The 15,014-nt window shown below is 36.8% G+C and carries 13 protein-coding genes and 1 riboswitch; of the genes, 8 read left to right on the top strand and 5 right to left on the bottom strand.

Annotated elements, in window-relative coordinates:
• Positions 1-2 precede the first annotated feature (2 nt).
• The 4 genes from ACHUFV_RS15870 to iolE are packed head-to-tail and all read right to left on the bottom strand — an operon-like array spanning position 3 to position 4,240.
• On the bottom strand, positions 3-1,424 hold the full coding sequence (locus ACHUFV_RS15870; RefSeq protein WP_394235805.1) for a sugar porter family MFS transporter: 1,422 nt from the start codon (positions 1,422-1,424) through the stop codon (positions 3-5).
• A gap of 40 nt (positions 1,425-1,464) precedes the next feature.
• A complete protein-coding gene (locus ACHUFV_RS15865; RefSeq protein ID WP_394235803.1) occupies positions 1,465-2,469 on the bottom strand; it encodes a Gfo/Idh/MocA family oxidoreductase in 1,005 nt (334 codons plus the stop codon).
• A gap of 50 nt (positions 2,470-2,519) precedes the next feature.
• Positions 2,520-3,326 carry a hydroxypyruvate isomerase family protein gene (locus ACHUFV_RS15860; protein WP_394235801.1) on the bottom strand — a complete coding sequence of 269 codons (807 nt, stop codon included), beginning with the start codon at positions 3,324-3,326 and terminating at the stop codon, positions 2,520-2,522.
• 17 nt (positions 3,327-3,343) lie between these two features.
• On the bottom strand, positions 3,344-4,240 hold the full coding sequence (gene iolE, locus ACHUFV_RS15855; RefSeq protein ID WP_394235799.1) for a myo-inosose-2 dehydratase: 897 nt from the start codon (positions 4,238-4,240) through the stop codon (positions 3,344-3,346).
• 362 nt (positions 4,241-4,602) lie between these two features.
• Between iolE and ACHUFV_RS15850 the strand changes: the two genes are divergently transcribed.
• The 6 genes from ACHUFV_RS15850 (at position 4,603) to dut (ending at position 9,922) form a co-directional block, all read left to right on the top strand.
• The gene (locus tag ACHUFV_RS15850; RefSeq protein ID WP_394235797.1) at positions 4,603-5,463 is read left to right on the top strand and encodes a helix-turn-helix domain-containing protein; all 861 of its coding nucleotides are present in this window, start codon (positions 4,603-4,605) and stop codon (positions 5,461-5,463) included.
• An 88-nt stretch (positions 5,464-5,551) separates the two neighbouring features.
• Positions 5,552-5,730, top strand: a riboswitch (cobalamin riboswitch).
• Positions 5,731-5,844: 114 nt separating this feature from the next.
• Positions 5,845-6,069, top strand: a complete 225-nt coding sequence (locus tag ACHUFV_RS15845) for a glutaredoxin family protein (RefSeq protein WP_394235795.1) — start codon at positions 5,845-5,847, stop codon at positions 6,067-6,069.
• Complete coding sequence (gene nrdI / locus ACHUFV_RS15840) at positions 6,066-6,425, top strand: class Ib ribonucleoside-diphosphate reductase assembly flavoprotein NrdI (RefSeq protein ID WP_394235793.1); 360 nt, start codon at positions 6,066-6,068, stop codon at positions 6,423-6,425. The genes ACHUFV_RS15845 and nrdI overlap by 4 nt, the downstream gene beginning before the upstream one ends.
• Positions 6,422-8,515: a class 1b ribonucleoside-diphosphate reductase subunit alpha gene (nrdE, locus tag ACHUFV_RS15835; protein WP_394235791.1), complete on the top strand. Its 2,094-nt coding sequence runs from the start codon at positions 6,422-6,424 to the stop codon at positions 8,513-8,515. Before nrdI ends, nrdE begins: the two co-directional genes overlap by 4 nt.
• Positions 8,503-9,471 (top strand): class 1b ribonucleoside-diphosphate reductase subunit beta, encoded by a 969-nt coding sequence (nrdF, locus tag ACHUFV_RS15830; RefSeq protein WP_394235789.1) that lies wholly within the window; start codon positions 8,503-8,505, stop codon positions 9,469-9,471. The genes nrdE and nrdF overlap by 13 nt, the downstream gene beginning before the upstream one ends.
• A 13-nt stretch (positions 9,472-9,484) precedes the next feature.
• The gene (gene dut / locus ACHUFV_RS15825; RefSeq protein ID WP_394235787.1) at positions 9,485-9,922 is read left to right on the top strand and encodes a dUTP diphosphatase; all 438 of its coding nucleotides are present in this window, start codon (positions 9,485-9,487) and stop codon (positions 9,920-9,922) included.
• Between the two features lie 87 nt (positions 9,923-10,009).
• Here dut and ACHUFV_RS15820 read toward each other — a convergent pair whose 3' ends face one another.
• The gene (locus ACHUFV_RS15820; protein WP_394235785.1) at positions 10,010-11,002 is read right to left on the bottom strand and encodes a hypothetical protein; all 993 of its coding nucleotides are present in this window, start codon (positions 11,000-11,002) and stop codon (positions 10,010-10,012) included.
• 551 nt (positions 11,003-11,553) lie between these two features.
• Between ACHUFV_RS15820 and ACHUFV_RS15815 the strand changes: the two genes are divergently transcribed.
• Together ACHUFV_RS15815 and ACHUFV_RS15810 are read left to right on the top strand one after the other, a co-directional pair.
• The gene (locus tag ACHUFV_RS15815) at positions 11,554-13,107 is read left to right on the top strand and encodes an ABC-F family ATP-binding cassette domain-containing protein (RefSeq protein ID WP_394235783.1); all 1,554 of its coding nucleotides are present in this window, start codon (positions 11,554-11,556) and stop codon (positions 13,105-13,107) included.
• Positions 13,108-13,764: 657 nt separating this feature from the next.
• Entirely contained in the window at positions 13,765-14,913 is a 1,149-nt protein-coding gene (locus ACHUFV_RS15810) for an ArgE/DapE family deacylase (protein WP_394235781.1), read from the top strand.
• Positions 14,914-15,014 lie beyond the last annotated feature (101 nt).

Here is a 15,014-nt window from a genome sequence, read left to right as displayed (position 1 = left end):
ATTTAATTTTTCACGTTTAACTTTTTAATTTCTACATCATCTTCATTTTCTTTAAAGGTTTTGTCAAAACGAAAATCTAATTCAATTTCTTCCAATGTTTTTCCTTTTGTTTCAGGTACATATTTCTTAACAAACCCAAAACTCAAGAAACAAATAATCGCAAAGAAACCAAATGTAACTGCTGGTCCGTAATGTTCCGTAGCAATTGGGAAAAAGAATGCTAGGATACTGTTGGAAGTCCATAAAAAGAATGTACAGATTGCCATCGCTGTTCCTTTAATTCGTAATGGAAAAATTTCCGCTAGCAATACCCACATTACCATTCCCCAAGTAGTCGAATAAGCAAACATGAACAGACACATTGTCGCAATCATAATTACCCCTGATAAAGTAGAGCCACTATGAATATATTCAACGAGACTTAGGATTAATAAAGAGGCTCCCATTCCCAAACTACCTAAGGCTAACAATTTTTTTCTTCCCCATTTATCGATTAGAAATACACCGGCGATTGTCATAATTAAATTAATAATACCTATACCAATATGACTTACCAATGCGATATTATCTCCTAAGCCACTATCGGATAGTACGGTTGGCATAAAATAGAAAATTGTATTTGCCCCAGTAATTTGTTGTAGGATTGCCAACATAATTCCAACAATTACAATGGGACGAATCCATGGATTGAAAACATCCGAAAGTTTTCCTTTTTCGTTTTTCTTTAACATGGAATTCAAAACAAATAATTCTTTATCTACCTCTGCCTCATTATCGTGTGTCATCATCAATACTTTTTTCGCTTGAGGAATACCACGGTGTTCAGCTAACCATTTGGGGCTTTCTGGTAGAAAAAACATTCCTATTAACAGAATAGCTGATGGAATTAATGCTAGACCTAACATGGCGTTCCAATCACCTGAAAAAGAGAAAGCATAGTTAATGACATAGGCAAGTAACATACCAATTGCATTCATTACGCTATTAATTGCCGTAATCGCTCCTCGTTTTTCAGTTGGTGCAATTTCTGCTAAGTAAATCGGTACCATCCCTGATGCTCCACCAACTGCAACTCCTAAAACAATACGAAATAAAATCATCACAGTAACATTTGGTGGCCATGATGTTCCTAAAGTACCTAGAATAAACAGTATGCTTAGTAGAATAATAACTTTTTTCCTGCCAAATCGGTCAGCCAAGGGACCGCTTACAAGCGATCCGACAATAGCACCAATCATAACACCACTAACAACTAATCCTTCAAGTGTAGGGGTCAAACCTAAATCTTTTCTGATGAACAGTAGCGCACCCGATATTACTCCGGTATCATATCCAAACAACATACCACCTAATGCACCAATAAAATATATAAACGCAGTAGGTAAATTACGTGGTTGTTTACTGACTTTTTCTAGTTTCTGCAATGACAAATCCTCCTTAAAAAATCAGATTTTAAAGTATTTTTTATAAGATTACCGGCGCAACTGCTCCTGTTTTGACTGATTCGATACAAGCCAGTGCAATTGCTAATGCTTTTTTCGCATCATTTCCAGATGGAGTAGGTGTTGTATCATATCTCACACAATTTGCGAATTGATTCATTTCTGTAACATACGCATTAAACAATAAATCTGTATCTTGACGGCTTGTATCATGGCTGATGCCATCTTTTGTATAACGAACCATACTGTTCATACGAATATTTCCTAGTGACAACATACCTTCTGTACCGAATACCTCACCACGTACATCGTAACCATAAACTGCCTGGAAGTTAGCTTCTGCAGTTGCGATAGCTCCATTGCTGTATTTAATGGTTACAACGGCTGTATCTAATAATCCATTGTCTTTTAAGTCAGGTCGAATCAAGGCATCCGCAGAAGCATAGACAGAAACTGGGTCTGCATTGGGATTCAAGAAGTTTAATGTATCAAAATCATGGATTAATGTTTCTAAGAAAATGGTCCATTCTGGAATTTTCTCTGCGTTATTTAGACCTGGGTCACGGGTTAGTGAACGTAATAGCTGTGGTTCACCAATACGGTTTTCGCGAATTTCTTTACCAGCTTGTGTAAAGTCATCAACAAAACGACGATTGAAACCAATTTGTAATTGTACGCCTGCTTTGGCAACAGCGGCAATCGCATCTTCAGCTTCTTGTGCAGTCACTGCCATTGGTTTTTCACAGAAAATACCTTTGCCTGCTTCTGCTGCAGCAATTACCCAAGAACTATGGGTTCGAGCAGGTGTTGCGATGATCACTGCCTCTACTTCTTCATCTGCTAATAAATCTTTTGGATTTTCATAAACTTTACTTACACCTAATTCATTTGCTAGGCGCTCAGCATTTGGTTTAAATGGGTCCGCAATCGCTACCAATTCAGCGTTATCCAATCTTTTTGCAGCAGTTGTTCCATGGAAACTTCCCATTCTTCCAGCACCAATTAATCCAATTTTTACTTTAGTCATGATTATTCTCCCCCAATATCCTTCTTTTATAGATTTTTAATTTTAATAGATTATATTTTTAATAGATTCTTCTTATAGCTCATAATCGCTTTAACAGCTTCTTCTGTTGAATTTTTTGGAAATAATTCATATCCGATACAACCTGTGTAATTCAATTCCGCTAATAAGTTAAAGATATGATGATAGTTGATTTCCCCCGTTCCCGGTTCGTGGCGTCCCGGTGTATCTGCTACATGAATATGTCCAATGTGATCCCAGTATTTTCTTATATTGTCACTTAAATTTCCTTCATTAATTTGCATGTGGTACACATCGTACAACACTTTCAATTTTGGGGAATTGATTAGCCCAATCATCTCTGATGCCGCTTGTGTCGTTGCTAAGTAGTTCCCAACATGGTCAACGTAGATATTTAATGGTTCTAAGTTTAATAGAATGTCATTTGCTTCTGCTAATTTCGCGCATTCTAGCAACATGTCATACATCGAACAAATTTTTATTGTATCTGAAAGCTCTGTGTAGTGATTAACAACAACCCCTAAATCACCTAGTGCATTTGAATGAATCGTCAATGATGGTGCACCGACCTTTTTCGCTGCTTCAATTGAACGAGTTAAAAATTCTAAGTAATCTTTTTTATGCGTTGGATCGACGAGAGAATAATCCGCATCACCATTAAATGCGCGAACTTTCATGCCTGTTTCTTGACAGATCTCAGCAATAGCATCTAAATCCTTATCTACCCAACTCCAGAATTCTACATATTCGAATCCATCTTTTTTGGCTGCGCCGAAACGTTCCATGAATGGCAGCTCTGTGTACATTGATTCAATACATGCAGCTTGTTCAAAGTTCATTTTGTTTTTCCCCCAATTTAAATATTGATTGTCTCTTTGATATATTTTCTTGCTTTGACTGCATATTCAAATGGATTAGATATCGCAGGATCTTGCTCTGCTTCCACCAATAACCATCCTTGATAGTCATTTTCAGATAAACAGTCAAAAATCCCCACAAAGTCAACAAATCCATCTCCTGGTACAGTAAAGCAATTTGCTAACACGGTTTGTCTAAAGGTCAAATCTTTGGCAATTGCTTCGTCCATTTCTTGTTTACGAATATCTTTCAAGTGAACATGACCAATACGATCTACAAATAAATGACATGCTGCAACCGGATCTTCACCAGATAATGTAAAATGACCACTGTCATAACATAGGTAAATAAATTCTGGATTGGTATTGTCTAGTAGACGTTTCACTTCATCGACTGTTTGAACAACCGTTGCCATATGGTGGTGGAAGCAAAGTTTAAAACCACGTTGTGTCGCGATTTTCCCTAAGCGATTCAAGCCATCACATAACTTATCCCATTCCTCATCTGTTGCAACTGGTTTCATTTCACCAAACATTGGCACCGCTTCGGCAATAATATTTCTGCTTATTTCGCAAACATTAATTCGATTAGCACCCGCTTTTTCTAGAAAATCCAGTTGTTTAATAAAGGCCTTTTCATTTTCTTCATAGCTTTCCGTACAAAGTGTTGTTGAAAACCATTGATTAGCAACTCTTAATCCGCGCAGTGCCATTTTTTCTTTTAATTCGACTGGGTCAGTTGGATATTTATTGCCTATCTCTGTTCCTTCAAACCCTGCTAAGGCAGCTTCACTAATGCACTGCTCAAAGGTATTTTCTTCACCAAGATGCGGCATATCATCGTTCGTCCAGCCAATAGGTGCAATTCCCAGATAAACACTATCTTTATTTAACATTTGTTTCCTCCTTTATTTATGATTTTGGTATTTAGAGCAGAAAACTCTCTATATAAAATAATTGCTATTTCTAAAAATTCAGAAACTTGGACTCGTATTAAATTCTAATATTATAAAAAAATATTGCCTATTTTTATATCCTTAATTTCATTAGTTTTTCAATTCACAATCATAATATTTTCCTTTTATTAAAGCTGTTGCCTCTGCAGAATATGAATGACATAAAATTTTGTATTTTTTGAATACAGTACTCTTGACGAGTTCGTTTCTTATGTGAATATAATAAAACAATAATAAAACGATTACATTATGTAATTATGCTAAGAAATATCGAAAACTTGCTTTAGAAAGGGTTAAGAATAATGGACCAAATTTTAAAGGAAAAATTAGGATACTTCGATAAAGGTATTATTAGTAAAAGAGGTGTTTATCTACACATGCCTTCTGAATTTGCCAAAGAACACCTGCTCCATGTTCTTTGGAGTGCTAATTTAACATGTCGTACTCCGTATGAACTACTTCGTAAGAATACAGATCCTTATACAGGAATTTATTCTGTCATTAATATTGTAAAGGGAGAAATGAACTTCAATTATGAAGGAGAGCATTTTGTTGCTTCTGAAGGCGATAAAATATTTTTATATTCAGGGGTTCCTAATCAATACTGGACAACTTCTGAAGTTCAATTTGAATTTATTCATTTTAGTGGTGATCTAGCTGAAGTGTACTATAATTTACTTGTAAAAAAAGTTGGGCCTCATTTTAAACAATCTAGAGCATCATCGCATTTGTTTTCTTCTGTATTAAATGAACTGGAGCAAGAAATTCCTAACGATCATAAACTAGCATCTTACTTACTTTCAATATTATCTTCATTAACTAAACAAGACAGAGTGATTAATCCAGCTATAAAAGAAGCAAAATATTTTATTGAAAAAAATTATAAAAGCAATCTCCCGCTAGAGGACATTGCTAATCATGTTGGTTTGAGTAGATATCACTTTTCTCGTCTTTTCAAGCAAGAATTATCTGTCAGTCCACATCAATATATTATTAATTTACGTTTGAAATTTGCTAAACAAAGTTTAATGGATACTACAGAATCAATTGAAAATATTGCTTTTACTTGCGGTTTTTCTACACCCTCTCATTTTATTGAATGTTTTAGAAAAAATGTAGGGATGACACCCTTTACTTTTCGAACGTTATTTATAGATTCCTAATTCATACAAATTAGAAAAATTTATTTCTACAAATAGATTTACTTTTATTTTTAAGAATGCTAGACTTAATACTACCAAAAACAATATATGGTATATATTTTATATAGGTACTACTAAATGTAGTTTAATAGGGAAGTTCGGTGCAATTCCGACGCTGTCCCCGCAACTGTAATGCCGACGATGATTCAATGCCACTATGCAATCGCATGGGAAGGGAATCGGAGGATGAAGCTAAGTCAGGAGACCTGCCTATATAAAACAGATTTATCATTTCTTCGGGGATTGAGAAGTGGAGACGTAACTATTTCCATTTCGAACGTTTCCATTTCAGGCTATCTCTTCTTAGAGATAGCCTTTTTATATTACGAAAAGAGGGATCCTATGAAACTTTATACAAAAACAATCTGTCCTAAATGTCTCTGGGTAAAATCTGAATTACAACGTGCGAGGCTTGAAGTCGACATTATCAATATCGATCAGGATGAACAGGCAAAGCAAAGAATCATGGACGCAGGTTTTCTAAGCGTTCCTGTCCTTGAACTGGAAGGAAGGTTCATTGGTGATGTAAAGGAAGTTATTTCTCAAATTGAGATGATTTCACAATGATTGTTTATGCCAGTAGAACGGGCAACGTACGCTATATTGCATCCAAATTAACAGCAGAGCGAATTGAGATTTCTGATGAATTACTGCTGAATAAGCCTTACCTATTAATTACATACACGGATGGATTAGGTGATATTCCTGCAAAAGTTACGCATTTTCTAAAACATAATGCAAAGTGTTGTAAAGGTGTAGTTGTTAGTGGCAATAGTAACTTCGGTCATACGGTATTTGGCGGTGCTGGTGAGAAAATTGCAGCTACTTATCATATTCCCTTAGTGCGCAAACTAGATTTACGAGGACACAAAGCTGATTATGAAGCCATTCAGAGGTTTTATGAAATGAGGGTGATGGGATGAACACGTATTTAAAGCTAAATAATGATGTCCTGAATCGTTATAGTACAACAGGACAATTGGAATTGGAAAAAGACCTTGATGCAACGCGCCGTTACTTTTTAGAATATGTCAATGTACGTCTACGTTACTTTATTGATATTGAAGAAAAAATTCGTTACTTAGTGGATGAAGGCTATTATGAAAAAGAGTTTATTGACATGTACGATATGGAATTTATTAAAAGACTCTATAAAAAAGCGTATGATTATCACTTTCGTTTCCCCTCTTTTATGAGTGCTAGTAAGTTTTACGATAGCTACGCCATGAAAAGCCGTGACGGGAAAGAAATTTTGGAAAAGTATGAAGACCGTATTGTGATCATTGCTCTGTATTTAGCACAAGGCGATACCGAGCTAGCAGAACGAGCAGTGGAAGCAATGATGGTGGCTTATCAACCTGCCACTCCAACCGCATTAAACAGCGGGAAGAAAGCCCGTGGCGAGCTAGTGAGCTGTTTTAAATTATCGATGGATGACTCGATGAATAGTATTGCTGAAAATATTGGATATTGTTTGGAATTATCACGTCTTGGTGGTGGTGTTGGGGTTAATTTAACAGATTTACGTCCTTTGGGAGATCCGATTAAGGGGATAATGAACCGTGCAAGTGGAGTCATCCCCGTCGCAAAGCTTTTAGAAAACTCATTCAGCTACTCGAATCAGCTAGGACAACGAAACGGTTCTGGTGTGGCCTACTTAAATATTTTTCATGGGGATATAGAAAACTTTATCTCATCCAAAAAACCAAATGCTGATGATAAAATCCGCCTTGCAACACTATCAACTGGAGTAATCATTCCGAGTATTTTCTTTGAGCTAATGAAACGGGATAAAGATATTGTGTTGTTTAGTCCGTATGATATTTTTAAAGAATACGGCAAACGTCTATCTGAGATTTCGATTACAGAGATGTATTACGAGTTACTAGATAATCCAAATATCCGTAAAATTAAACGGTTAAACGCACGAAAGCTATATACAGAAGTGAAAAAGGCCCAATTTGAATCAGGCTATCCATTTGAGATCTTTGATGATAATGTGAACGAGGCCCATCCGCTCAAAAATATTGGTCGTGTAAAAATGTCTAATCTATGCACAGAAATTTTTCAGGTACAGCAATCGAGTGTAATTACAGACCAAGATGAACCAAACCATTACGGGTTGGATGTATCGTGCAATTTAGGCTCGATTGATATTCATGCAGCAAGTCAGGTAAATGATTTTGGTAGATTAATTGATACCGCTATGCGCCTGTTAACCAATGTTTCCCTAATGACAGATATTAAAAATGTGCCGCCTGTTGCTAAAGCAAATCAAGTCATGCATTCTGTCGGGTTGGGTGCAATGAATTTACACGGACATCTTGTCACACAGGGAATCATGTATGGTTCAAAGGATTCTATTGATTTTATCGATTGCTTTATGGAAGCGATGAACTATTATTCTCTGAAATCATCGATGGAGATTGCAAAAGAACGCGGCGAAACATTCTACCGCTTTGAGGATAGCGATTACGCTTCAGGGATTTATTTTGATCAATATATGGATAAAGAAGAAAACGAGCTATCACCACGTTTATTAAAAACATTAGGGAATATTCCTATTATCACGCAAAAGATGTGGAAAGTACTCAAGCAAGATGTTATGCAATACGGCTTATACCATTCCTATCGCCTTGCCATTCCTCCGACAGGCTCGATCAGTTATATTCGTAGCTGCACAGCTTCAATAGCCCCTTGTACAGAGCGCGTCGAGGTGCGTGATTATGCCGATAGCCGAACCATTTATCCAATGCCGCACTTAACAAATGAGAACACTCATTTATACGTGGAGGCATACGATGTTAATCCTTATGACTTAATAGATTTATATGCTGCTGCTCAAAAACATGTGGATCAAGGAATTTCGATGACGCTTTATGTCACTGACAATTGGACAACTGAAAGACTAGCAAAAATCTATATCTATGCTTGGATGAAGGGAATTAAGTCGGTTTACTATGTACGTCAACGATTACAAACATTAGAGGAGTGTGTTGCATGTCAAATTTAACGTATGAGGCGGTCAATTGGAATAAGCCAACGAGTGAACTGGCACAAGTATTTTGGGATCAGCAATGGAAGCAAATTTGGTTTCCGGAAGAAATTGCAGTCAGTAAAGATGTGAAACAGTGGCAAAGTTTTGAGCATCAGGATACATATAAAAAAGTATTTGCTGGATTGACGTTACTTGATACAGTTCAAACCAATATTGGGATGAATCATATAGCTGCCTATACCACAGATTTACAGGAAAAGGCTGTTTTGACTGTTTTTGCAGCATTTGAAGCCATTCATGCGAAATCATACTCTTATATTTTTACCACCCTTTGTACGAACACAGAAATTGATGAGCTTTTTGCTTGGGTGAAAAAAAATGAATATCTTCAATATAAAGCAAATAAAATTGGCGACATTTATAACAATATTGAAGAAGGAAATTCAGAAAGCCTCTGGAAAGCGATGTTTGCATCTGTCATGCTTGAGTCCTTCTTATTTTACTCTGGCTTTTTCTATCCTCTCTATTTAGGAGGACAAGGGTTTCTTCGTAATAGCGCAGAGGTGATTTCACTTATTTTGCGTGATGAATCAATTCACGGTGTAGCAGTGGGATTTTTTGCTCAAAATATATTCAAGCAATTCCCAAAGGAAAAGCAGGATGAGCTGAAGGTATGGGGCTATGAACTATTGCTTGATCTGTACCAAAATGAAATACAGTATACTGATGATGTGTATGCTGAAACAGGATTATCACCAGAGGTAAAGGCGTATATACGCTATAATGCTAATAAAGCGCTAATGAATGTCGGCTTCGAAGCGATGTTTCCAGAGGAAGAAGTGAACCCCATTGTGATGAATGGGATTCGCAATGAGGGTTCCACATATGATTTCTTTTCACAAAAGGGTTCTACGTATGCGAAGGCAAAGGTAGCTCCTATTACAGATGAAACCTTTCATTTTAATCGATAAGGAGAAACACAAAATGAACTTAGAAGTAAAAATCAAACGAATTCATCCTGATGCGAAGCTTCCCCTTCAAGCAAATACAGGGGATGCCGGAATGGATCTTTATTCAATTGACAACATCATGATCCCATCAGGTGAAGCAAAGTTAATTAGAACGGGATTACAAATAGAGCTGCCACAAGGAACGGAAGCACAAATTCGTCCTAGAAGCGGACTCGCTTTAAAGCATAGTTTGACAGTGTTGAATAGTCCAGGAACCATTGATGAAGGATACCGTGGAGAAATTGGCGTTATTTTAATAAATCACGGAAAAGAGCCCTTCCTTGTTGAAAAATCTATGCGTATCGCTCAAATGGTCATTCAGCTCGTTCCTACCATTCAAGTTACAGAAGTAAATGAGTTATCTGAAACCGTCCGTGGATCATCTGGATTTGGCTCTAGTGGTACAAAGTAAGTAAGATCTTATTGGTGATTATCTCTATAAAGTAGCAAGTTTATATAAAAAAGAGCTGATGATTTTCCTAATCATCAGCTCTTCTCTTTATTCTCCAAGCTCTTTTATTAGCTTTTTAAATGTATAATACGCCGGTTTTTGGGAGTAATCGTCCCGTAAAACTCCATATTGATGGAATAAGTCCTCCTTCGTACTATCTGCATCACGGAGTCCAAAGAGCTCATAATGAGAGATATTGAGTTCCACACGCAATTGATAAATCGTTTGGATGATGACTTCAAGAACCTTCGATTGCTGTTCATAGGATCTCTCTCTATTTGTAATAGGATTCTTCCCAGTTGGCCACCCATTTTCCGTAACTCGGATTGGAACTGAAGCAGGAATCCCCGCCGTACGAAGATGTACTTCTCTTAGGCTGCGTAGCGTTCGTTCTACTGAAGCTGGTATGTCCTTTAAATCGATTGGCTGTTCATCGAATACATCTACGTAAAAATTATGTCCAACAAAATCCACCGAGTCGATAAATAATTCTCCCCCTTCCCTAGCAAGGTTTTCCCAAAAATGAGGGACCGAAGCCTGACTTTCAGGCACCGATCCGAACCCTATCTTCAACGGTAGATTGAGTTTCCTAGCTTCTTGTTTTGCTGTTATGACACCTTCCACAAGGGCTTGCATGATATACGGCTTTGATCCTTCCATGAAGGAAAGGTTGGGTTCATTTGTTATTTGAAGAGAGGACAAGCGAGAACCATATTTGTTTATCACATTTCGAATAAAATCAAGCCAATTTCTAATATCGATTTCAGTTTCCTGTTCGTCCGTCCAATCACCGACCCCCAAGGTCACATCATCTAATAAACCAGCAGCTAAATACTGCTCTGCATTTGAAAGCATCTTTGCTTCCCATTTCTTTGTATAAATAAGATAGTTTCTTGAAAATAGCTTTTTTGAATCACCTTTAAGATCCTGTATTGCCCTTTGAATGTTTTCATAATGATCCTCTGGGCCTTGAGCCAGCCCAAAAGGTGTTCCAGCCACACTTAATGGATATACTCCAAAATTTAATCCAGGTGATTTCATCCTATTTTCTACTCCTTTTTTCATCATTCTATTATCTGGTTTGGAAATTTAGCCGGAGTGATTTTCTTTTATTGATTTAGCATTACCGTAATTACTGGGGATATTATAACACTGAATAACATAGATTTTGATCATTCATTATATAGTAAACCCATTACCGTTCTAATAATAAATATTTACGAGATGGTTCACCTTAACTATTGTAAATGAGGTTTTTTCAAACACAAATTTAGGTTTCGAAATTGCCTATGGACTGCACATAAAAAATTACAATTTAGCACTCAGCCAATTCTTTCATTTTTTGTACAACTATTTCCACATGAGAAAACCTCATATCTTACCTCCTAGTTCAGTTGTATAATAGACTCTGAACTATTTTAATAACCCCATGTAATTATAATTCCATCACCTCATTTAAATAAGAAACAGCAGACTTCAATATCTGCCCAAAAATCGAATGACATTTTTTCACATAAATAACTTCAAGATAGAAAAAGAAGCTAAAATCTAGTAAGATAACTTCATGTGACATTAGATAAGGAGTTAAAAAAATGAGCGTATTAAATGTACAAAATTTAAGTCACGGTTTCGGTGACCGTGCGATTTTTAATAATGTGTCTTTTCGACTTTTAAAAGGAGAGCACGTTGGACTCGTTGGAGCAAATGGTGAGGGTAAGTCTACCTTCATGAATATTGTTACTGGAAAGTTGCAGCCCGACGAAGGGAAAGTGGAGTGGTCACGAAAGGTTCGTGTTGGCTATTTAGATCAGCATGCTGTACTGCAAAAAGGTACTACAATGCGTGACGCTTTGAGTACTGCTTTTCAATATCTTTTTGATGCGGAAGCAGAGATCAATGCACTTTATGCAAAAATGGGCGATGAAGGTGCAGATATTGATGCATTACTTGCAGAGGTTGGAGAGCTACAAGAAACGTTAGATAGTAATGATTTCTATCAAATTAATTCAAAGGTTGAGGAAGTTGCACGTGGTCTAGGATTAGACGATGTTGGACTCGATCGAGATGTAGATGATCTTAGTGGTGGGCAGCGTACGAAGGTTTTGCTAGCTAAGCTTTTGCTAGAAAAGCCTGAAATTCTATTACTAGACGAGCCTACGAACTATTTGGATGAACAGCATATCGAATGGTTGAAGCGCTATTTACAGGAATATGAAAATGCATTTATCTTGATTTCGCATGATATTCCATTCTTGAACAATGTTGTTAACTTGATCTATCACATGGAAAACCAAGAGTTAAATCGCTATGCTGGTGATTATGATAACTTCTTAAAAATACATGAAATGAAGAAGCAGCAGCTAGAGTCTGCTTATAAGCGTCAACAACAAGAAATTGCTGAGTTAAAGGATTTCGTTGCTCGTAACAAGGCAAGTGTTGCGACTCGTAATATGGCGATGTCTCGTCAAAAGAAGCTCGACAAAATGGAAGTTATTGAATTGGGGAAAGAGAAACCGAAGCCAGAGTTTAATTTCAAAGAAGCTCGTGCATCCAGTCGCTGGATCTTCGAGACGGAAGATCTTGTTATTGGTTACAACGAACCCCTTTCTCGCCCGCTTAATTTAAAAATGGAACGCGGACAGAAAATTGCATTTGTCGGTGCAAACGGTATTGGTAAGTCTACTCTTTTAAAAAGTATTCTTGGGTTGATTAATCCCATTTCGGGTAAAGTGGAACGTGGTGAGTATCAATACATCGGTTACTTCGAGCAGGAAGTGAAACAGTCCAACTACAATACTTGTATTGAGGAGATTTGGAGCGAGTTCCCAAGTATGAATCAGGCTGAAGTCCGTGCCGCTCTTGCAAAATGCGGATTAACGACGAAGCATATTGAAAGTAAAATTGAAGTCCTTTCTGGTGGCGAAAAAGCCAAAGTTCGTTTGTGTAAAATTTTAAACACAGAAACAAATTTATTAATTCTAGACGAGCCTACCAATCACTTGGATGTTGACGCAAAAGAAGAATTAAAGCGTGCGTTAAAGGCCTATCGCGGAAGTATCTTGATGGTATCCCACGAACCTGATTTCTATCGTGAAATTGCGACTGATATTTGGAATTGTGAGGATTGGACTACGAAGGTGTTCTAATTTAAGATTTAGCGGCGGTACCAAGTACCACAAGTGAAATAACAGGGAAAATCAAACGTTAAAAAGCAGATATAACCGACCGCAACTTTTCATAGTTGAATTTCGTGTAAGTATGAGAATTATAGGCGGAGAATTTCCGTCTAATGTATAAAGTGGAGACTAAAAAAGCAGATATACGCGGAGATATTCCGATTAGCTTCTCTAAAATAAGATAAAAACCGAAGAATTGATCATATAAACGGAAAAACTCCTTTTATTTTTAGGGAAATATGGGTATTCCCTATTTTAATCGGAATTTTTCCGTTTATTTTTCATTCATAGGAAAATCAACATCATTTAAATCAGATCCAAATCAAATATCTTTGTCTAATAACCCGAGTATTAACAGGGACTCTCCTCTTATACGTACTTTCCATCTATTATAGCAATCCAATCAATATTAATGATGCATCAGTCCTTTAAAACTCTCCCTCCCTATCCCCCATACCTCCAGTTGATAGAAAATATCTGAAAATCCTAATTCTAATCTTTTGAAACCTACCTACTCCTGCTTAATGGTTAAACTGAACCTTTTTTTGATGCTCCATTACCTTCTATGACTTTTGGGTAAAATACAATTGTATTGGATAGACAGATGAAGTGTTGGAGGGTTCTAGAATGAAGCATTTTACAGAAGAAGAAAAGGTAAAGATTTTATCTGACCTAATAGGAATTAAATCTGTTAATGAAAACGAAATCGAAGTGGCAAATTATTTGAAAGAGTTATTTGCCCAATACGGCATTGAATCGAAAATTGTTCCAGTTACAGATACTCGTGTAAATTTAGTGGCTGAAATTGGAAGCGGGAGTCCGATCATTGGCATTTCTGGTCATATGGATGTCGTTTCTCCTGGTGATGAAAGCGATTGGACTTCAGATCCGTTCACATTGACTGAAAGGGACGGAAAATTATACGGGCGTGGAACAAATGACATGAAAGCAGGTTTAGTAAACCTTGCTTTAGTGATGATTGAACTAAAAGAAAATAATGAATTTAAAAATGGTACTGTCCGTTTTATGGCAACTACTGGTGAAGAAGTCGGTGGCGCAGGCTCAAAAAAATTATACGAAGAAGGCTATATGGATGATGTAGATTATCTATGGGTAGCTGAACCTTCTCATGACACCATTATATACTCTCACAAAGGCTCACTTAACTTTCGTGTAACATCTATTGGTGAAGCAGCACACAGCTCTATGCCTGACCAAGGCTATAACGCGATTAATCCATTGATGGAATATCTATTAGAACTAGATAAAAAATTGAATGGTGATGATCGTAAAAATGAAGTTCTAGATAAATTAGTTATGAGTACAACTATTTTTAATGCAGGGAACCAGGTAAACTCAGTTCCAGAAAAAGCAGTAGCTGAAATAAACGTGCGTACGATTCCGGAATTTGATAACGATGAAGTGATTGAGTTATTCAAGTCAACAGCTGATAAATATAATAAAGAAGGCTCTAAAATTGATGTTGAAGTGACAATGTCATTACCAAGTGTTTTCACTTCAGGACATTCTAAGATGGTTGATCTTGCTAAAGAACTCGGTAAAAAACAGTTAGGTTTGGAGATTTCAGTTAAGGGCTCGCCAGGCGTGACGGATGCATCAAACCTATTACGAGGTAAAGATGACGAATTTCCATTTATGATGTTTGGTCCAGGCGAAACAAAAATGGCGCACAAAACAGATGAATATGTCTACAAAGATTACTACTTTGCATTCTTCGATATCTATAAAGAGTTAATTTTAGGATTATCGAAATAAGAAGAGAGTTTTTAACCGTAACACTTTTGTGTGCTCAAGGAAAAAACTTCTTTCTTTTAAAAGTAAGGCTGTGTTATGTAGGTATGAGAATTCATAGACGA

This window comes from Niallia oryzisoli, from assembly GCF_043641075.1.
GTDB lineage: Bacteria > Bacillota > Bacilli > Bacillales > Cytobacillaceae > Bacillus_BD > Bacillus_BD oryzisoli_A.
This window is presented reverse-complemented; position numbering and strand designations above follow the sequence as displayed.